General features: G+C 64.0%; 8 protein-coding genes. All 8 read left to right on the top strand.

What is annotated here, in order from left to right; translation table 11 throughout:
- Positions 1-2: 2 nt before the first annotated feature.
- Positions 3-956 carry a type II secretion system minor pseudopilin GspK gene (gspK, locus tag QRN46_RS08220; RefSeq protein ID WP_285354503.1) on the top strand — a complete coding sequence of 318 codons (954 nt, stop codon included), beginning with the start codon at positions 3-5 and terminating at the stop codon, positions 954-956.
- Positions 953-2,098, top strand: coding sequence for a type II secretion system protein GspL (gspL, locus tag QRN46_RS08215; protein WP_285354502.1), 1,146 nt, complete (start codon positions 953-955; stop codon positions 2,096-2,098). The genes gspK and gspL overlap by 4 nt, the downstream gene beginning before the upstream one ends.
- Positions 2,091-2,636 carry a type II secretion system protein M gene (locus tag QRN46_RS08210; protein WP_074690249.1) on the top strand — a complete coding sequence of 182 codons (546 nt, stop codon included), beginning with the start codon at positions 2,091-2,093 and terminating at the stop codon, positions 2,634-2,636. Before gspL ends, QRN46_RS08210 begins: the two co-directional genes overlap by 8 nt.
- On the top strand, positions 2,633-4,984 hold the full coding sequence (gene gspD / locus QRN46_RS08205) for a type II secretion system secretin GspD (protein ID WP_285354501.1): 2,352 nt from the start codon (positions 2,633-2,635) through the stop codon (positions 4,982-4,984). The genes QRN46_RS08210 and gspD overlap by 4 nt, the downstream gene beginning before the upstream one ends.
- The gene (gspE, locus tag QRN46_RS08200) at positions 4,981-6,387 is read left to right on the top strand and encodes a type II secretion system ATPase GspE (RefSeq protein WP_011334556.1); all 1,407 of its coding nucleotides are present in this window, start codon (positions 4,981-4,983) and stop codon (positions 6,385-6,387) included. Before gspD ends, gspE begins: the two co-directional genes overlap by 4 nt.
- Positions 6,387-7,598 (top strand): type II secretion system inner membrane protein GspF, encoded by a 1,212-nt coding sequence (gene gspF / locus QRN46_RS08195; RefSeq protein ID WP_285354500.1) that lies wholly within the window; start codon positions 6,387-6,389, stop codon positions 7,596-7,598. The genes gspE and gspF overlap by 1 nt, the downstream gene beginning before the upstream one ends.
- A gap of 348 nt (positions 7,599-7,946) precedes the next feature.
- Positions 7,947-9,056 (top strand): substrate-binding domain-containing protein, encoded by a 1,110-nt coding sequence (locus tag QRN46_RS08190; RefSeq protein ID WP_011334554.1) that lies wholly within the window; start codon positions 7,947-7,949, stop codon positions 9,054-9,056.
- Positions 9,057-9,246: 190 nt separating this feature from the next.
- Entirely contained in the window at positions 9,247-21,759 is a 12,513-nt protein-coding gene (locus tag QRN46_RS08185) for a filamentous hemagglutinin family protein (RefSeq protein WP_285354499.1), read from the top strand.
- Positions 21,760-21,786: the final 27 nt, after the last annotated feature.

Genomic DNA, 21,786 nt, shown 5'->3' with positions numbered 1-21,786 from the left:
TCATGAACAGCCAATCGAACCAGCAGGGGATGGCGATTATCAGTGCGCTGCTGATCGCGGCGGTGGTCGCGGTGATCGCCGCCGGCATGCTGACCCGCCAGAGCGTTTCGACCCGGGCGCTGGAAGCCGAACAACTGCGCGTGCAGGGCCGTTGGGTGCTGCACGGCGGGTTGGAGATCAGCCGGCAATTGTTGTGGGATGCGCGGCAACGCGATCCGCTGACTCGACTCGATCAGCCCTGGGCGCAGCGGTTGAACACCCAGGGTTTCGAAGGGCGGCTGGAGGACGAGCAGGGCAAGTTCAACCTGCGCAATCTGGTGGCCAACGAGCGGATCGATGATGCGCAGGTGCAGGCGTTCGAGCGCTTGTGCGAGTTGATCGGTGTCAGCAGCGGTTTGAGCCGGCGCATCAGTCAGCGGGTGATCGGCTCTTATCCGCACCTGTTGAATGCCCAAGTGGTGGACAAGCCTGTGGCGAAAAACACGTTCGACAGCGGGCGCGCCACGTCGCCGTCCGCGTCGCGCAAACCGCAATCGCCGACCTCGCCGATGCTGCGCACGCTTGACGATTTGCGCAGTGTCGACGGGGTCAACGATGCGCTGTTGGCGAAACTGGCGCCGTACCTGACGGTGATTCCGGCGACCACTTGGCTCAACGGCAACACGGCCACCGCGCCCGTGCTGGCGGCGTATGTGCCGGGGCTGTCGCTGGAGCGGGCGCAGGCGTTGATCAATGAGCGTGACGCCGGGCGCTGGTTTATCAATCGCGGGGATTTCGTCAATCGCCTGCGACTGCCCCAGTTGGAGATCACCAGCGTCAAGGTCGGCATCACCAGCGACTGGTTCCGGCTGCGCGGGCAGACGCGGCGCAATCAGCGGCGGGTCAGCCTCGATGCGTTGTTGCATCGCAGTGAAGACCGTTTGCCACAAGTGATCTGGTCGCGGGTGGGCGTATGAGCCCGTTGCGCGTGAGTCTGCCGCCGCTGGCGGAGCTGGGTCTCGACAGTGAAGTGGATTGTGCGTGGCTGGATCGTCAGGGGCAGGTCGTTCGCCAGGAACGCGTGCGGCTTGGCGCGCTGCCGAAGCAACCGCTGGTGTGTTTTCTGCACCCGTCGGACAGCCTGCTGGCGAGCATCGATCTGCCGCCGCTGCCCGCGAACAAAACCGCTGCCGCTGTGCAATGTGCGGCGCAAGCCTTGATGCTCGGTGACAGCGCCGAGATGCACATCGCCCACAGCGCTCGCAATGAAAGCGGCCAGGTGCAGATTGCCTGGGTGGCGCGCAAGGATTTGCAGCACCTCGGGCAGTTCGGTTTGAACCTAAAAGGCCTGTACCCGGCGGCCTACAGTTTGCCGGTGATGGCGGGCGGCGTCGGTTGCCTGCACGACGATCATCTGTTGCTGCGCCACGGCCCGAATGCGGCGCAGGTGCAACCGATGATTGACGAAGCATGGCTGCTGGAAACCGGTCTGCCGGCGTACTGGATCGGTGACTGCGCGCCAGAAACGGTGCAATCGACATTGGCCGACACACAGCGAATCGCCGGCCCGTTGCCGAACTGGGGCCTGCACGGCGGCATTCAACAACCGGGCACCGAACATCGCGGTTGGGGCAGGGCGCTCGGTTGTTGTGCGTTGGCGTTGGCGGTGTGGGTGATCGGTTTGAATCTGTACGCCGCCCGCGAGGCCGGGCAGGGCCAGCAGCTCAAGGCGCAGATGGCGCAACGGGTGAAGCAGGCGTTTCCCGAGTTGCCGGTGATCCTCAATCCGCTGCAACAGGCCCGTCAGCAAATCGCGGCTCGCCAGCAAGGCGCGGTGGATGCGCCGGGGCAGGATTTCACGCGATTGGTGTCGCAGGCCGGCAGCGGCATGCCGTCCATGGCCGGTACGGTGCAGCGGCTGGAGTTTGTCGACGGCGCGTTGCAACTGAGTCTGCTGCCCGAGGCCCGGCGTTCGGGCAACGACAAGGGCTGGCAAGACACGCTGGCCCAGGCCGGCATCAGCATCAGCCCGAACGACGACGGTTGGGTCCTGCGCCCGGCCGGCGAGGCGACCGCCGCCACCGACAACGACGACAGCAGCGGAGCCGAAGATGAATAGCCCCTCGCTTGCGAAATACCGCGCCGGTTGGCAGCGCTTCAATGCTCAGTTGCAGGCCCGTTGGCAGCCGCTGGCCTTGCGGGAAAAACGCATGGTCGGTGGGATGGCGGCGCTGTTGCTGGGGCTGTTTGTGTGGGTGGCGTTGGTTCAGCCGCCGCTGAAGAAGATCGCCGCCTCGCAAGTCGAAACCCCGAAATTGCGCGCCCAGGCAGAAGCGCTGGAAGTGCTGTTGCGCGACGTCAGCGTGCGCCCCGACGGGCAGAACCTGGAGCAGTCGCTGCAGCAAACGTTGCAGGCCAGCGGACTGGGCGGCCATTACCAATTGGCGGCCGCGTCCGCCGGCTGGCAGTTGACCTTCGATGCGGCACCGGCCGACGCCGTTCTCGACTGGCTGCTGAGCCAGCCGCGGAATTTTTCACTGCAAGTGGTCGAGGCTCGTCTGCAACGCGCAGACGACGCCGCGACCGATGACACCGCCGGCACTCTGTCGGGCACCGTACGCATGGATCAGGCGCTGGGCGCTAAGGAAGCTTCATGAAGGGGTCAGGGTCCAAACGCATGGCGTTGCCGATGCTGTTGATGGCATTGAGCGCGTGCAGCAACACCACACCACCGAATCAACCGCCGCTGCTGGTGGACAGCGAACTCGGCCGGCCGCTGGCCAACACCCAGCGCAGTGGCGACGCGGTGCTCGACCGCGAGCGTGCGCAGGCTCAGGCAAGACCTGCGCCGAAGCAATTGCACAACATCACCGAACGCGCCCGCAGTGGCGGTTCGGCGCGGGGCACGACGTTGCCGGCCAATCCGTTGGGCGATCAACCGGTGACGCTGAATTTTGTCGACGCCGATATCCAAGCGGTGGTGCGGGCGTTGTCGCGCTCGACCGGTCAGCAGTTTCTGGTCGATCCACGGGTCAAGGGCAACCTGACGCTGGTCTCCGAAGGTCAGGTGCCGGCGCATCAGGCCTACGACATGTTGCTGGCGGCGCTGCGCATGCAGGGTTTCAGCGTGGTCGATGTCGGCGGCGTGGCGCAGGTGGTGCCGGAGGCCGACGCCAAATTGCTCGGCGGGCCGATCTACAGCGCCGACAAACCGGCCGGCAACGGCATGCTCACCCGCACGTTCCGCCTGCAATACGAGAACGCCGTGAACCTGATCCCGGTGCTGCGCCCGATCGTGTCGCCGAACAATCCGATCAACGCTTATCCCGGCAACAACACCATCGTCGTCACCGACTATGCCGAGAACCTGACGCGGGTCGCACAACTGATTCAGGGCATCGACACGCCGAGCGCCATCGACACTGACGTGGTGCAGATCCAGAACGGCATCGCCGCCGACATCGCGCCAATGGTCGCCGACCTGCTCGACGCACCGGGCAATGACCCGACGCAGAAAATCGCAGTGATCGGCGACCCTCGCTCCAACACCATCATCATCCGCGCCGGCAGCCCCGAGCGCACGGAACTGGCGCGCAACCTGATCTACAAACTCGACAACGCCCAGAGCAACCCCAGCAATCTGCACGTGGTGTACCTGCGCAACGCCCAGGCCGGCAAACTGGCCCAGGCGCTGCGAGGTTTGTTGACCGGCGAAAGCGACAGCGGCACCAGCGACAATGCACGCTCGGTGCTCAGCAACATGGGCAGCTCCACCAACTCGGGCGGCGGGCAGAACGGCCAGAGCGGTACGCAAACCAACGGCAGCACGTCGACCACCAACAGCGGCAGCACCGGCGGCAGTTACGCTCAGGGCAGCAGCACCACCAGCGGCAGCAGCAATGCGCAAAGCAGCGACCAGAACGTGGCCTTCAGCGCCGGTGGCGTGACCATTCAGGCGGATGCGACCACCAACACCTTGCTGATTTCCGCGCCGGAGCCGCTGTATCGCAACCTGCGCGAAGTCATCGATCTGCTCGACCAGCGCCGCGCACAAGTGGTGATCGAAAGCCTGATCGTCGAAGTCGGCGAAGACGACGCCAGCGAATTCGGCGTGCAATGGCAGACCGGCAACCTCGGCGGCAAAGGCGTGATCGGCGGCGCCAACCTCGGCGGTTCGGGGATCAATCTCAACGGCAAGACCAGCCTCGATGTGCTGCCCCAAGGCCTGAACCTCGGCTACGTCAACGGCACGGTCGATATCCCTGGCATCGGCAAGATTCTCGATTTGAAAGTGCTGGCCCGGGCCCTGAAGAGCAAGGGTGGCACCAACGTCCTGTCGACGCCGAACCTGCTGACCCTGGACAACGAAGCAGCAAGCATTTTTGTCGGCCAGACCATCCCGTTTGTCAGCGGCAGTTACGTCACCGGCGGCGGGGGTACCAGCAACAACCCGTTCCAGACTGTGACCCGCGAAGAGGTCGGTTTGAAGCTCAACGTACGGCCGCAGATTTCCGAGGGCGGCACGGTGAAGCTCGACATTTATCAGGAAGTCAGCAGCATCGACGAACGCGCCTCGGCAGCGGCCAACTCGGCGGGGATCGTCACCAGCAAACGCGCGCTCGACACCAGCATCCTGCTCGACGACGGCCAGATCATGGTGCTAGGCGGCCTGCTGCAGGACGGCTACAGCCAGAGCAATGACGCGGTGCCGTGGTTGTCGAGCATTCCAGGGATTGGCGCACTGTTTCGCAACGAACGCCGCTCGATCACCAAGACCAACCTGATGGTGTTCCTGCGCCCGTACATCATCCGCGACAGCGCGGCGGGCCGGAGTATTACGCTGAACCGCTACGACTTCATGCGCCGCGCTCAGGGCGGTCTGCAACCGGAGCGCAGTTGGGCGATGCCGGACATGCAGGCGCCGCAATTGCCGGCCACTGCCCAAGGCGTGCCGGCACCGGTGTCCGGCCCGCGTGCGACCATCAAAGCGGTGCCGCTGCAATGAGCGCATTGCCTTACGCCTGGGCCAAGGCGCAGCGGATTCTGCTGCGCGACGGCGTGCTGACGGTGTGCCCGTCGACGCCGGGCTGGTCTATCAGCGAGGTGCGCCGGCAGTTCGGCGCGGCCAGGCTTGAGCGGGTGCGCGATGACGAACTCGACGGCTTGCTCGCCACGGCTTACGCCGACACTGGCAGCGCGGCGGCGGTGGTCGGTGCGGCGGAAAACGAAGTCGACCTCGATCGCCTGATGCAGGACATGCCGGAAATCACCGACCTGCTCGACACCCAGGACGGCGCGCCGGTGATCCGCATGATCAACGCCTTGCTCACCCAAGCGGCGCGGGACGAGGCCAGCGACATTCACATCGAACCGTTCGAAACCCATTCGGTGGTGCGCTACCGGGTCGATGGCACCCTGCGCGACGTGGTCTCGCCGCGCAAGGCGTTGCACGGTGCGCTGGTGTCGCGGATCAAGATCATGGCCCAGCTCGATATCGCCGAAAAACGCCTGCCGCAGGACGGGCGCATTGCGCTGCGCGTAGCGGGGCGGCCGATCGACATTCGCGTCTCGACCGTGCCCACCGGCCATGGCGAGCGGGTGGTGATGCGTCTGCTGGACAAACAGGCCGGGCGCCTGCATCTCGAAACGTTGGGCATGGACGCGCAGGTGCTGGCCAAACTCGATCACCTGATCCGCCAGCCCCACGGCATTGTGCTGGTCACCGGCCCGACCGGCAGCGGCAAGACCACGAGTTTGTATGCGGCACTGGCGCGGCTCGATGCGAGCACCAGCAACATCCTCACCGTGGAAGACCCGGTGGAGTACGACCTGCCGGGCATCAGCCAGATTCAGGTCAACGCCAAGATCGACATGACTTTTGCCCTCGCGCTGCGTGCCATTTTGCGCCAGGACCCGGACATCATCATGATCGGCGAGATCCGCGACCTCGAAACCGCGCAGATCGCGGTGCAGGCGTCGCTGACCGGTCACCTGGTGCTCGCGACCCTGCACACCAACGACGCGGTCTCGGCGGTCAACCGCTTGATCGACATGGGCGTCGAGCCGTTTCTGCTGGCCTCTTCAATGTTGGGAGTTTTGGCTCAGCGGCTGGTACGCCGCCTGTGCAATCAGTGCAAACAGGAAGACCCGGCGACCCCCGGCACCTGGCGCCCGGTCGGTTGTGCGGCGTGCAATCACACCGGTTATAGCGGCCGAACCGGCATTCATGAATTGTTCTGCATCGATGACGACATCCGCACCCTGATTCACCAAGGCGCAGGGGAGCAGGCGTTGCGTGCGGCGGCGAGCAAGGCCGGGATGTTCAGCCTGCGCGAGGACGGCGAGCGCTGGATTCGCAGCGGTGCCACCGCCCCTGAAGAAATCCTTCGCGTGACACGGGACGCCTGATGAATCGCTATCGTTTTGAAGCCGCCGATGCCAGCGGCAAGATCGAATCCGGGCATCTGGAGGCGGAGAGTCAGGGCGCCGCGTTTGGCGTGTTGCGCGGTCGCGGCTTGACGGCGTTGGCGGTGGAGAAGGAAAGCAATGTCTCCCAGCACGGCGGCGGTGGATTGTTCAGCGCCAGGCTGTCGGATAACGATCTGGCGTGGGCCACCCGGCAGCTGTCGAGCCTGCTCGGCGCCAGCCTCCCGTTGGAGGCCGCGCTGAGTGCCACGGTCGAACAGGCCGAGAAAAAGCACATCGCCCACACCCTCAGCGCCGTGCGCGCCGATGTGCGCAGCGGTATGCGCCTGGCCGAAGCGCTGGCGGCGCGGCCACGGGATTTTCCGGAGATTTACCGGGCGTTGATCGCGGCGGGCGAGGAGTCAGGCGATCTGGCGCAGGTGATGGAGCGGCTGGCGGATTACATCGAAGAGCGCAACAACCTGCGCGGCAAGATTCTTACCGCGTTCATCTATCCGGGCGTGGTCGGGCTGGTGTCGATCGGCATTGTGATTTTCCTGCTGAGTTATGTGGTGCCGCAGGTGGTCAATGCGTTTTCCCAGGCGCGGCAGGATCTGCCGGGGCTGACGCTGGCGATGCTCAATGCCAGTGATTTCATCCGGGCGTGGGGCTGGTTGTGCGCAGGCGTCATGGCCGGGGCGTTCTGGAGTTGGCGCCTGTATCTGCGCAATCCGGCGGCGCGCTTGAGCTGGCATCATCGGGTGTTGAAGTTGCCGCTGATCGGGCGCTTTGTGCTGGGGCTTAACACTGCACGGTTCGCCTCGACGCTGGCGATTCTCGGTGGCGCCGGGGTGCCGTTGTTGCGCGCGTTGGAGGCGGCGCGGCAGACCTTGTCGAATGATCGTCTGAGCCTGAGCGTCAATGAGGCCACCGCCAAGGTACGCGAGGGCGTCAATCTGGCGGCCGCGCTGAAAGTGGAGAACGTGTTCCCGCCGGTGCTGATTCACCTGATCGCCAGCGGCGAGAAAACCGGCGCGCTGCCGCCGATGCTCGAACGCGCCGCACAAACCCTGTCCCGCGATATCGAGCGCCGGGCGATGGGCATGACCGCATTGCTCGAACCGCTGATGATCGTGGTGATGGGCGGGGTGGTGCTGGTGATCGTGATGGCGGTGCTGTTGCCGATCATCGAGATCAACCAGTTGGTGCAGTAGTTTTTTCAACTTTTTTGCCGGCGCCCGGATCTCACCCGAGCGCCAAAAACAGCATCCTCGGGTTCTCCTTTCTGTCATCTGCAACGGCCCTTCAAGGGCTGTGGCCGGTTCCCTCGAAAAGCTTGCCGTAGACACTCCGCACAACCCCCGGAACACCCGAGAAAATCCCTCGAAAATCACCTCGCACCTCCCGAGGTTTTTTCCTTTATCTGTCACCGGAAACTGCGAATTTCTCAGTGCGACTTAACCACGGACCCCGCTTGCGAAGGTCGGCGGTGAGTCTTCCCAGTGTCATGCAAGACCCCTGCAAACCTGTGTTCACACCCAACGTTGAAAAGGAGATTCTTCATGTTCAAGCGCACTCTGATCGCAGCTTCCCTGACCGTCGCTGCCCTGGCTTCCGCCCAGGCCATGGCCGCCAACGTAACCGGTGGTGGCGCGACTCTGCCTGCCGCTCTGTACAAAGGTTCTGCCAACAGCATCTTGCCAGCCAACTTCAGCTACCTGGGTACCGGTAGCGGCACCGGCAAGACCGCTTTCCTGACCAACAACTCGGCACTGTTCAACACCACCGGTTCGGTTCACTTCGCCGGTAGCGACTCGATCCTCAGCGCTTCGGAAATCAGCACCTACAACACCAACTTCGGCGCTTCGTACGGCCCGCTGATTCAACTGCCTTCGGTGGCTACTTCGGTTGCCATTCCGTACAAAAAATCCGGTCAGACCGCTCTGAACCTGACCAGCGCTCAGCTGTGCGACGCCTTCTCCGGCGCCAAAACCACCTGGGGCGCTCTGCTGGGCACTTCCGACACCACGCCGATCCGCGTTGTTTATCGCAACGTTTCCAGCGGCACCACGGAAATCCTGACCCGTCACCTGAACTCGATCTGCCCGACCAAGTTCGCCACCAACTCCACCTTCGCCAGCGCTCGTCTGCCAGCCGGTTCGACCCTGCCTACGACCTGGGTAGGCGTTGCCGGTACTGCTGACGTGGCCACTCAAGTCAACGCCGTTGACGGCTCCATCGGTTACGTTGGTCCGGACGGTGTGAACGCCGCCAGCAACGCCGTGGTTGCTCGCGTCAACGGCGTACAGCCAACCACCGCCAACGTTTCGCTGGCACTGGGTTCGGCGACTCTGCCAACCGCGCCTTCGAACCCTGCCCAGTGGGTACCGGTCGTTCCTAACCCAGCCAGCGGTTACCCGATCGTGGCTTACACCAACTTCATCTTCGGCCAGTGCTACAAGGACGCAACCGTGGCCGCTGACGTCAAATCCTTCCTGACCACTCACTACAGCAACCCGGGCAACAACGCTGCCACCATCGCTCACAGCTTCACTCCGGTTCCAACCAACTGGAAAGCGGCCGTGACTGCCAACTTCATCACCAACACCTCGGGCAACAACCTGGACATCAACAACGCCAGCGTCTGCAACGCTGTTGGCCGTCCTTTGTAAGCCTCGCTTCACGGCAATGAAATGGCAGCAGCCTTCGGGCTGCTGCCATTTTTTTTGGACGATCTACTCCTCATTCATGAAGTTTGTGTGACATCCGTTCGGTCGTGGCCCGCGCCAACCGCCTATGTCGTAACAGCAGGGGCAAGCCGACCTGCGGCCTCATGTGGCAAACAAAAAGGATCTCGTAGTGATGCTCGCTCGCCCATCCCGTCGCAGTACCCGTGTTCAGCCTCAGCAGCGCATGGCCGTCGATCCGGCGCTGTGGTTGCTCAAGCCCCTGGCGCAGGCGATTGCCTTGTGTCTGGTGGCAGGCAGTGCCGAGGCGGCGACTGCGTTCAGTTCGGGATGGTTTGCCGCCAAGGGCGCGGCGCAACAGGCCGCCGCAGCGCGCCCGAGCGTGGGCGGATTGCCGGGGATGACGCCACCGCTGGCGCAGCAGCAAAAGGCCAATCAGCAGCTGCAACGCTCGATTCAGACCCTGAACAACACCGTGGCTGCGATTGCGGCGCAACAAGCGGCGCAGGCGGCCGGTCGTGCGGCGGCGCTGGGCACGGTGCAGTTTGTGCCTGATGGTCTGGGCGAGGGCGGTCTGAAGGTCGATAACAGCCTCACGCAAGGTTGGCAAAACGCCAAAGGCCCGCAGCAGACTCAGGTTGATGGCAAGACCACGGTGAAGATCGAGCAGACCGCCGACAAGGCGATCCTCAATTGGGAGACCTTCAACGTCGGGCGCAACACCACGGTCGACTTCGCCCAACAGTCGAACTGGGCGGTGCTCAACCGGGTCAACGATCCGAATGCGCGGGCCAGCCAGATTCAGGGCCAGATCAAGGGTAACGGTACGGTGATGTTGATCAACCGTAACGGCATCGTGTTCAGCGGCACGAGCCAGGTCAACGTGCGTAACCTGGTGGCGGCGGCGGCCAACATGACCGATATTCAGTTCCGCGATCGCGGCCTGTATTTCGACAGCAGCGGCAGCCAGCCGACGTTCACCGAGGCGGCCGGCAAAGTACTGGTGGAGCGCGGTGCGTCCATCGAAACGGCGCGGCCGGCCAAATCGACCGATGCTGGCGGCTATGCCTTGCTGCTCGGCAGCGAAGTGCAGAACGACGGCAGCATCAACACCGCCAAGGGCCAGACCGTGCTCGGCGCGGGGGATCGCTTTTACATTCGCAAAGGCTCGGGCACTGAAGGCAATGCCTTCTCCACGACGTTCGGCAACGAAGTCACGCCGGGTTTCAAGGCCGGCAGCACTGCCGGCAAGGTCAGCAACAACGGTCTGATTCAGGCCGCCACTGGCGATATCACCCTGACCGGCCATGAGATCGTGCAAAACGGCGTGTTGCTGGCCAGCACCTCGGTAGCCACTCGCGGCACGATCCACTTGCTCAACCCGGCGACCGACACCCAAGGCAGCGTGACGCTGGGGCAGGGCAGCGCGACGGCGATCCTGCTCGACAGCAGCGATCTGACCGCCCTCGACAGTCAGCATCAGGCGGCGCTGACGGGCGTTACACCGAACAACCGGATTCGCAGCGATCAGTCGCGCATTGATATCCAGAGCGGCGGCAGCGTCGAGTTCCAGAACGGTTCGATCACCCTCGCCACGGGCGGCCAGGTTGCAGTGGCGGCGCAGCGTCGCAGTCTGGTGCGTGACGGCGCATTGATCGATGTCTCCGGTGCCATCGGCGTGAAAGTCGCGATGGAATCCAACAGCATCAAGATCAACGTCCAGGGCAACGAGCAGCGCGATGCTTCGGTCAATCGCGATAAAGGTGCGCTCAACAGCAATGACATCTGGGTCGATGTGCGCGAACTGGTCTACGTCCCGGCCGGCACCAACGGCTACGCCACGGATCGCTGGTACACCGCTGGTGGTCTGCTGGAGGTCGGCGGTTACCTCGGCACCCAGGGCCACAGCATCGGCGAGTGGATGGCTCAGGGCGGCACGGTGAGTTTCGCCGGCAATGACGTGGTGACCGAGAAGGGCTCGCTGATCAACCTGTCCGGCGGCACGCTGGACGTACAAAGCGGCGAGATTCGCCAGAGCTGGCTGCGCGGGGCCGACGGGCGCCTTTATGAGGTCTCAAAGGCGCCGGGGGATCTGCTCTACACCGGGCTGTACAAGGGCTATGAAGACAGCAGTGAGCGCTGGGGCCAGACGAGTTATTACTACAACCCGTTGATTGCACCGTCCAGGCGTCAGGAGTCGGGTTACACCGTGGGTCGTGACGCCGGGCAACTGGTGATCGGTACCCGCAACGCCGTGCTTGAAGGTCAGATGCTCGGCGAGGTTTATCAAGGCGAGCGCCAGACCCAGGCCCCGCGTGCGGTGCTCGATGGCTATGCGCAGAGTCAGACGGCGCTGGCGCGGCGCGGGCAGTTGATTGTCGGCAGTTATGACCCGGCGTACGTGGCGGCTTCCGGTGGTTTGCTCTATGGGCTTAACCCTTTGCTCGAACAGGTGCAGATCGGCGGTGAGCGCCCGGTCGCCGGCAATGATCGGGATCTGACCGGCGCCGTATCCGATGCGCGCAACGGCAAGCTGTTCCTCGATGCCGGGCAACTCAGTGACTGGCAACTGGGCGCGCTGAAAGTGGCGGCCAAGGAACGGATCAACGTCCAAGGTGCCGTCACCGTCGACAATGGCGGCGACATCACCCTGTACGGGCCGGACGTGCAGGTCAACGCGAACCTGACCGCGCGCGGCGGCAGCCTGCACCTGGGCAACGTGCTCAATCAGCTCAACACTGATCGCCTCACCGACACCCGACTCGTCGCGCCGACCGGCAAGGCCACCCGCGTGAGTGTGGCCGAAGGGGCGCAGCTGGACACTCGCGGTCTATGGAGCAACCTGCGCACCAACCCGGATGATGCCGCCAGCCTGGCGTATCTGGACGGTGGCATGGTGTCGATCCGCAGCAGCGGCGATATCGAAATCGGTGCCGGCAGTCTGCTGGACGTGTCTTCCGGCGGCGCGATTCTGGCCAACGGCAAGACGCGCGGTGGCAAGGGCGGTGACGTGACGCTGGAGGCCGGCGCCTTGACCGCGTCGGGTGACAGTCATCTGACTCTGGACGGCCAGCTGCGGGGTTACGGTGTGTCTGGCGGCGGCCGTTTGTTTCTGCAGACCGGCGATGTGCTGATCGGCCAGACCGATAAGCGTCAGGCCGACTCTGTGTTGCAGCTGACGCCGACGCTGTTTGAAAAAGGCTTCTCGACCTACAACCTGATTGGCCTGAACCGGATGGAAGTGACGGATAACACCGTCATTGATGTGTCGATGCCGGTCTATCGCTTCAGCGAGGCGGCTGCCAATCAGGTCAGCGGTGCCGCGCCGCAGCAGGCACTGGAGCTGTGGACGCCGCCGCTCTATCAGGAAAATCCGACCAAGGCCCAACTGACGCGGCGTGCCGGTGCCAGCCTGACGCTGCAGGCCGGTACCCGCGAAGTCAGGTTGCTCGATCCTGCGCACACGACCCTGAGCCTCGGCCAGGGCTCGCGCATCAGCGTCGACCCCGGGCAGAGCATCAACTTGCGCGGCGCGGGACAGATCACCCTCAATGGCGAACTGAATGCCTGGGGTGGCACCCTCGACATTCGCCAGCAACAGTTCGGTTTGAACGACGTCGCCGACAACTCACAACTGGCTGACAACGCAGCGCACAACCGCTCGATCTGGATCGGCGAACACGCGGTGCTGGATGTGGCTGGCCGCGCGGCCACGGCGGTGGATGCGCTGGGTCGTACTTACGGGCTGGTGGGCAAGGGCGGCACGATCATCGTCGGCGGTGAAATCGATGCGAAAAAAACCACGGCAACGTCGGCCGACGCCTATGTGATCGTGCGTGAGGGCGCACGACTGGACGCGTCCGGTGCTCAAGCCACGCTGGATATCGCCGGGCAGGGCCCAACGCCGATAGCCACCGATGGTGGACGAATCAGCCTCAGCTCCTATAACGGACTGTTCATCGATGGCAGCCTGCGTGCAGTCGCCGGTGGTGCGGGCGCAGCCGGCGGGCGTCTGGACATTGCACTGGAAACGCCGCTCTACGACCTCAACCTCGCCGCCAATAAAGTGCGTGCCGCCAGGGAAATCATCCTTGGACAGGACGCAGGCAAGTCCCTGCTGCCGCAGGATCTGCAACCCGGTGCCGCTGCTTCAGCCTTGCAATACGGTCGTGCCCGCCTGGGCGCCAATCAGTTGATGGCCGGCGGTTTCGACAACCTGAGCCTGCTGAGCAATGGTTTGCTGTCGTTCGACGGCGATGTCGATCTGCACAGCCGCGAGAGCCTGAGCCTGTATGCCGGCGCGTTGGCGTTGGCCGACGGCGCCAGAGAGACTGCGCGGATCAATCTGTCAGCGCCGTATCTGCGGTTGTCGGGGACCGGCAAATACTTCGACGCGCCGGGTTATCTGCGCCCGCGAGTCATGAACACTCCGACGACCCATGTGGCACCCGCCACGTTCAACGCCACGGCGGACCTGCTGGATCTGGGCAACAGCCTGTCGTTCGGCACGGCGGGGAAGATTGCGTTACTCAACGGTGCGGCAATCGAGGTCAGTCGGCGCGGCTTTGATCAGGTGACCTTGCACAGCCGGGGGGATCTGCGCTTTCTGGCTCCGACCGGGTACACCACTAAAACGGAGTTGTGGACGCCTGGGGACCTGAACCTGCAGGCCGCGCAAATCTATCCGGCCAGTGATGTCACTGCCGAGGTGCGGGTCGGTTATCAGAGCGTGCACCCTGGCGCCGACCCGGCGCGCACCTTGCGCATCACCCGCGCCGGGAGCGCCCCGGCCGTCGTGCCTTACTCGGTGTTTGGGGACTTGACGCTGGCTGCCGGGCACATTGAGCAGGGCGGCGTTATTCGTGCGCCGCTGGGCATGATCCGCCTGGGCGACGAGACCGTGGTCAACACCCATGACCTGCATTTGTTGCCGGGCAGTGTGACGTCGGTCAGCGCGGACGGACTGGTCATGCCCTATGGCGGCACCACCGACGGCATCGACTATCGATACGCAGGCAAATCGGTTGTGCTCAAGGGGATTACCGCAGAAACCGCCGGTGTAACGCTGACCTCGCGGTACGTCGATGTGCAGCAGGGAGCATTGATCGATTTGTCTGGCGGCGGCGACCTGCGAGGGACCGGGTTTGTGTCCGGGCGGGGCGGCTCTACCGATGCACGCTTCAATCCGCTGGTGCGCAATGCCACCGACGGTACGTTCAGCTTGCCAGGCCTGGCCAGCAATCCGGTGTACGCCATTGTGCCCGGCAATCAGAGCACCTACGCGCCGATGCTCGCCGAAGCAGGAGCGGTTGATCCGCGCATCGGCCAGCAAATCACCCTCGGCTCCGGCGTGCCGGGGCTGGCGGCAGGCACCTATACGCTGCTGCCCTCGACGTTCGCCTTGTTACCGGGGGCGTTCCGGGTCGAGGTCAACGGCCAGGCCGCAGCGGGTGTCACGTCTGGCGCGTTGCCTTTGCGCAATGGTTCATGGACCAGCTCGGGGTTGATGTCGATCGCCAACACCGGGCTGCGTGACAACCTGGCCAGCCAGGTCATCCTGACCTCGGCCGATGTCGTGCGCCGTTATTCGCAGTACAACGAAACCGGTTTTACTCAATTCATCCGCAGTGACGCTGCACGGCGTGGCGTGCCACGGGCGTTGGCGCCGATGGATGGCAAGTCGCTGAATCTGTACTTGATGTCGGGCGCCGAGCAGGGCATTGCGCTGGATTTCGCCGGACAGGTGTTGTTCAAACCGGCCACTGGCGGCGTGGTCGGGACGGCAGTGGTGAGGGGCGCGCGGGAGGTGGAACTGCTCGGCGACGGGCATCGGCGTACCGAGGGTTTCAGCGGCGTGTCGCTGTATGCCGACAGCCTCAACAGATTGGGTGCAGGCCGTCTGACCATCGGCGCGCAACCGGCGATCGATTACAACACGGCGGGCAATATCGTTTCGTTCATCGGTGATACATCGAATATCACCCTGCGTGAGGGCGCCATGCTGTCTGCGCCTGAAGTGCTGCTGCGTACCACCAGTACCCGTGGCAGCATCACGCTCGAAGCCGGTTCGGGGATCAACACTCTGGGGCGCGGCGACGCACCGTACGATTCATCCGCAGGCTTTATCTATGCTCCGGGCACGGCAGGTCTGCTGGTGGTCTCGAACGGTTGGACCAACGTGCTCGCGCCGTCGTTGTCGACCCCTACTTCCGGCGCGGGGGATATTCGCATCGGCAACTGCCCGACGAACGCCTGCACCAACCCGACGCTGCTTTACTCCAATGGCAGCATCACGGCCGCCACAGACAAACAGTTCGAGCTCGACGAAACGGTACGCTTCGGTACTCGCCATCTGACGCTGGCGGTGGGGACGATCAATGCCGGCAGTGCCGAGGCCTTGAGTGCCGCCGGCAGTCGTGTGCCGACCGGCCTGACCCTGAACCAGAACGTGCTCGACCGGCTGTTGCGCGGTGATACGCAGTTTGGCGCTCCGGCCCTGGAGACCTTGAGCCTGACCAGTCGCGATGCCTTCAATTTCTATGGCAGTGTCAGCCTCGACACGCTGGATCGGCAGACCGGCGTCAGCAAACTGCAGAATCTGATACTGAGCACACCGGCCATTTATGGCTTGGGCCAAGCCGCAGACGTTGCGAGCATCCGCACTGCGAATCTGGTCTGGAACGGCGCCACGCAAGCGCCCGCTGCTGTCATCTCTGGCGGCGCCGGCACCGGTCAGGGCACACTCGACATTCAGGCCCAGCGTATCGAATTCGGCTACGGCCCCAACCCGCAGGCCAGTGGACTGGAGCAGAACGATCGCCTGGTGCTGGGCTTTGCCAACGTCAATCTGACCGCCAGCGACCACATCACCGCCAACCACAAAGGCAGCCTTGCGGTGTATCAGGCGCAAGGCGCTTTCGACCCGGTCGGGGGCTATGCCTACAGCGGCGGCAACCTCAACCTGCGCACCCCGTTGCTGACGGGGGAGGCGGCCTCGGTGAACCTGCTCAAGGCCGGTAACAACCTGACTCTCACGGGCGCCGGTACCCCAGCGGCGGCCAATGTCCTGAGCGCGGAACTGACGCTCGATGCGCGTAATGTCACGCTCGACAGTCGCATTGCTCTGGCCAGCGGCAAACTGGTGATCAAATCGGTAGAAGACCTGACCCTGAACAGTGGCGCTTACCTGGATATGGCCGGGCGTACCCTGGCGTTCAACGATGTGAACAAGTACAGCTGGGGCGGTGATGTGGCGCTGTACAGCAGCCACGGCAATATCCGTCAGCTCGCGGGCTCAAGCATCGACCTGTCGGCGCAGAACAATCAGGCCGGCAATCTCAGCGCCATCGCCTTGGCCAGCGATGCCGGGATGGTCGATCTGCAGGGCCAGATCCTCGGCGCCAGCAGCGGCAGTTATGACGCGGGTGGCACATGGGTGCCGTACAAGGCCGGTGGCGTGGACATCCGCGCGCAACACTTGAATGGCGATCCGAGCCAGCAATTCGCGGCCCTTAACCAGCGCTTGAACGCAGGGCAGGTTTTTGGCAGCCGCAGCCTGCAACTCAAGCAGGGCGATCTGTTGATCGGCGACGGGCTCAAGGCCGGTGAGGTCAATGTCTCGGTGGACAACGGTAGCCTGACCGTCGCGGGTCTTGTCGACGCGAGTGGTTCAAGGGTCGGTTCGATTCGTCTGTCGGCGAAGAACGGCCTGACGGTGACTGGCAGCGCCGTGCTCGACGCCCATGGCCGTGTGCTGCGGGTCGACAGCTACGGAAAAATCATCGATGCACCGAACCGGGCGATGGTCGAGCTCAACTCCGGCGCCGGAACGCTGACGCTGGGCTCCGGCGCACGGATCGATCTGCGCCACGGCACCGACGCTGCACTGGGGCCATTGCCCGGGCAGTCCGATGGATTGCCGCGCGGTACGCTGGAGTTGAACGCACCACGTCTGGCCGGCGGCGACATCGCCATCGATGCCAGCGGCGCACTGAACATTCAGGGAGCCCGTTCGATCGGGCTCAATGCCACGCGCCGTTACAGCGATGCCAGCGAAGGTGCAGACCCGGCGGCCAGCGGACGTCCGTATCAGGTGATCGATCAGGCCTACCTTGACCGCATCCATGGCGACAACACGGCGTTCATCGATGCCGCGTTGCTCAACAGCAACCTGCTGCAGAACAAACTGGCCGGCCTGAACAATGCGTCCTATGCCGATGCCTTCCATCTGCGACCGGGTGTCGAGATCGTCAGCAAAACCGCCGACGGCGATCTGGTGGTGCAGGGCGATGTGGATCTGTCCGGTTACCGCTATGCCAGTCTCAATCCGCATACGCAGAAAACCGCAGCCTATGGCTCTGGCGAGTCTGGCAGCCTGGTGATTCGCGCCGGCGGCAATCTCGATATCCACGGCAGCCTCAACGACGGTTTTGCACCGCCACCCGAGACGGTCGACGATGCGGGCTGGAAACTGTTGCCGGGGATTCAGCCGTTCGGCGGTGATCTGGTGGTGCCGGGTGCAGGCGTCACACTGGCGGAGGGCACGCTGTTCCCGGCGGGCGTCACGCTGAACTACGACGTGCCGCTGCAAGCGACGACCCTGGCCGCTGGCACGTTGTTGCCAACCGAAGCGACCTTGGCCGCGCCATACACGCTGGGCGCCGGTACGGTACTGGCAGGCGCGGTTCACGATGCCTCGGGCCAGTTGATTTTTGCCGCTGGAACGCTGCTGACCGACAACGTCACATTGCCGGCCGGCAGCCGCCTTGGCGCGGGCATTCGCTTGAATGACGTCACGTCTGTCAAAGCGATTCGCTGGCCTAAAGGCGTGCCGTTGCCGGGGAGCGTCGAAGCCGGTACCAACGCGATCAAAGGCGTGCGCTTGAGTGGATCGCTGGCATTGCTGCGCGGTTCTTTGATTCCGTCGATGACCGACGTGGTTCTGGCCGATGGGACGGCCTTTATCGAGTTGCGGCCATTGAACGGCAACCAGCAGGGGCGCAACTGGGCCGTTGCCAGCCTGTTACCGGCCGGCAGCGCGTCCTGGTCGATGCGGGTGGTGGCGGGGGCCGATTTGGGTGCCGCTGATACGCGTGCGATCAAACCGGTTTCCAGCGACGGCAATCTGCGTCTGGCCGACACTCATTACGGGCTCAAAGTCACTGAAAAGGCACCAACCCTGGTTTGGGGTGAAGGCAATCTGGGTGGCTTCACCCCGGGCGAACCCGTGCCTGACGAGCTCAAGGAATGGTGCGACTGGGCACCGAACTCCTGCGTTTCTGCACCGCGATGGACGTGGGCACCGGACAACTGGATGGGCATGCCCCCGGGGTCACCGATAAGCGATGAAGACGTGCTTGCCTGGTGTGGGTCTTTCCCTGAGCTGTGCGTGGAAAACAAACCGGGCATCACCGTCAGGACCCGCACACAGATGTTCAGCGTACTGCGTACCGGTACCGGGGATCTGGACGTGCTCGCCGCCGGTGATCTGAGCATGGACTCACCGTTCGGCGTCTATACCGCCGGCACCCAATCCGAGGAGATCGATCCGCGCTTCAACCAGCCGCGCGGACGTCTGTCGGACAACGGTTCGGTGCTGGGCAGTGCCGGCAGCGATTACGAGCGGTGGGTCACAGGCAACGACAGTCTGTATCAGGCCTGGTACCCGCAAATGGGCGGCAACCTGACCATCAACGCCGGTGGTTCGATTTCGGGGGATGTGCTGGGTCGGCGTGGCCCTTCGGCAACCCTGGAAACACCTGAGCAAGTGCCCAGTGTGGCGGTGGGCAACTGGCTCTGGCGTCAGGGGACCGGCAACAGCGATGTGCCGACGGCGTGGTGGATCAACTTCGGCAGTTATGCGACTCAGCCGTTGCCGGATCAAGGCGTCGATACCGGGCCGTTCCTGGTTGGCTTCACCGGTTTCGGCACGTTGGGTGGCGGCAACATCAGCCTGCGCGCAGGTGCCGATGGGGGCATGGTCAAGGCGTTGGGCGAAAACGCCAACACCAATCTTTACCCCCGTGGCCAAGGCTTGATCGTGGCGGTCGGGAGTACCGGGCGCGTCGGCGACGATGGACGGCTGCAATTGACCGGTGGCGGTGATATGGACATCCGCATCGGCGGTTCGCTCAATCCGTCGTTGCAGGCACGGGCCGGCAACAGTGGCGTGGGAGTCCCCCGACACGACTTGCAAGGCGCTCTGATCAACCTGCGCGGCGCGGCCCGACTGACTGGCGGGGCGCTGGGTGGAATCAATCTGCAGTACGGCGCAGCCTCCTATGTGCAGGACCCACGGGAAGTCCGACCGTTTGACCCGTTCACATCCACCGCTGGCAGTGCCTCCGGCGGCCTGGTCTTGATCCCTGGCGACTCGGGCATGAGCCTCAATACCCGCGGCGACCTGGTGCTGGGTGGTGCGGCGGACCCGGGCCGGGTTCGGTTGCAGAACTCGACGCCGTTCACCACCGCTGACGGTGTCGTGCATGACGGGGGCGGATTGAGTGGTTTCTCGCTATGGACCGATCACACGGCTATCGATCTGTTTTCGGCTGGAGGCAACCTGACGCCAAGTACACAGCTGGGCGAGGTTGACGGGCAGGGCCCCATGATCGGGCGAAACACATCTCCCACCGATGGGCGCTTCGTATATCCGTCGATCCTGCGTGCGGTGGCGGCCCAGGGCTCGATTTATGCCGGGCCGTCGGCGACCTACATGCAAGGCAGCGGATTTTTGCCGGCCACAGCGTACTCCTTGTTGCTGGCGCCCTCGAAGGCCGGGCAACTGGAGCTCCTGGCGCAGGATTCGATCTATGCCGGTGGCTACGCAATCAATCAGTCGGGCGCCAGTCCGTCGGCCATCGCTACGCCATTCACACCGGCCTTCAATGGCTACGGTAACAACACATCGAAAACGCCGATCATGACCAACCGTGGCAGTGATGGGGTTTCACCCGATAAAAACTTGCGATATCCGCTGTTTGCTTTTGGTGCCAACAGTTACTCGGGTTTGAGTGAGGTGCAGGCGCCCGCACGGTTCTATGCTTTGACCGGTGATCTGGTGGGGGTGCGCAGTGGGGAAACACTGACGTTCAGCCTCTCCAAACGTACCTGGTACGAGGCGGCCAGCCCTGTCTGGATGCTGGCAGGGCGAGACATCGTGGCTTCCGGTACCTTTCTCGGGCAACCGACCACGGCGCCCAACGGCGAGATGGGGTTACCGAATACAGAGGGTGTCGCCTCGACCGGCAATCTGTTCGTGCACAACAATTCACGGGATATTTCCCGGGTCTCGGCAGGGCGCGACATCCTCTACAGCAGCTTCGACATCGCCGGCCCGGGTGTGCTGGACATCAAGGCAGGGCGCAACATCCTGATGGAGGACCGTGCCAGCATTACCAGCATCGGACCGATTCTGGCGGGGGACAACCGTCCCGGCGCCAGCCTGGTGATGCAGGCCGGTACGGACGCACAGGGAGCGGACTATTCGCGGTTCATCGCCCGTTACCTGAACCCGCAGAACCTTGCCGACCCGAGCGTTTCCCTCAACGGGCAACCGGGCAAAGTGGTCAAGACTTACCTCGACGAATTGCAGAGCTGGCTGACCCTCGGCTACGGTTTCAGCGGCAACGCAGAACAGGCGCAAGCCTTCTTCGCTGCGCTGCCAGGCGCCGAGCAGGCGATCTTCGCCCGTCAGGTGTACTTCGCCGAATTGCGTGCCGGTGGTCTTGAGTACAACGACGTCGACGGCCCGCGCAAAGGCAGTTACCTGCGCGGTCGCAACGCCATTGCTTCGCTGTTCCCGACCGTCGATGTGGTCGGCAACCTGATCCGTTATGACGGCGACATCACCCTCTACGGCGGTGCCGGGGTCAAGACGCTGTTCGGTGGCGATATCCAGATGCTCACGCCGGGTGGCGGTCAGGTGTTCGGCATTGAAGGCGCCGCGCCGCCATCGACGGCGGGGATCATCACCCAGGGTTCGGGCGACATTCAGCTCTACTCCCAGGGCAGCATTCTGCTCGGGCAGAGCCGTATCATGACCACGTTCGGCGGCTCGATCCTGGGCTGGTCCGCCGAGGGCGACATCAACGCCGGTCGCGGTTCGAAAACCACCGTGGTCTACACCCCGCCGAAACGCGTGTACGACACCTGGGGCAACGTGACCCTGTCGCCATCGGTGCCGAGCACCGGCGCCGGTATCGCCACGCTCAACCCGATTGCCGAGGTGGCACCGGGGGACATCGACCTGATCGCGCCGCTGGGCACCATCGATGCGGGCGAGGCGGGGATTCGCGTCTCGGGCAACGTCAACATCGCCGCGCTGACGGTGGTCAACGCCGCCAACATCTCGGTGCAGGGCAAGGCGACCGGCGTGCCGGTGGTCTCGGCGGTCAACACCGGCGCGATCACTTCGGCCAGCTCTGCTGCGTCGTCGGCCACCCAGGCGGCGGAAGACGTCGCCCGTCAACAACAAGCCGCCTCGCGCCAGAACCAGGCCTCGGTGTTCACCGTGCAGGTGCTCAGCTTCGGCAACGAACAACTGGCCCCGACCCGCGACGGCGCCAGCCGCGCACCGACACCGGGTTACAACCCCGACAGCCCCGTGCAGGTGCTGGGCGCCGGGGCGCTGGATGAACAGGCGAAACAGCAGCTGACCGAAGAGGAGCGGGGACAGCTGACGTTGTAAAAGGACTCTCGTGTAGTACGCTTCGGG

Source organism: Pseudomonas sp. lyk4-R2A-10 (assembly GCF_030209075.1).
Taxonomy (GTDB): Bacteria; Pseudomonadota; Gammaproteobacteria; order Pseudomonadales; family Pseudomonadaceae; genus Aquipseudomonas; species Aquipseudomonas glycinae.
This window is presented reverse-complemented; position numbering and strand designations above follow the sequence as displayed.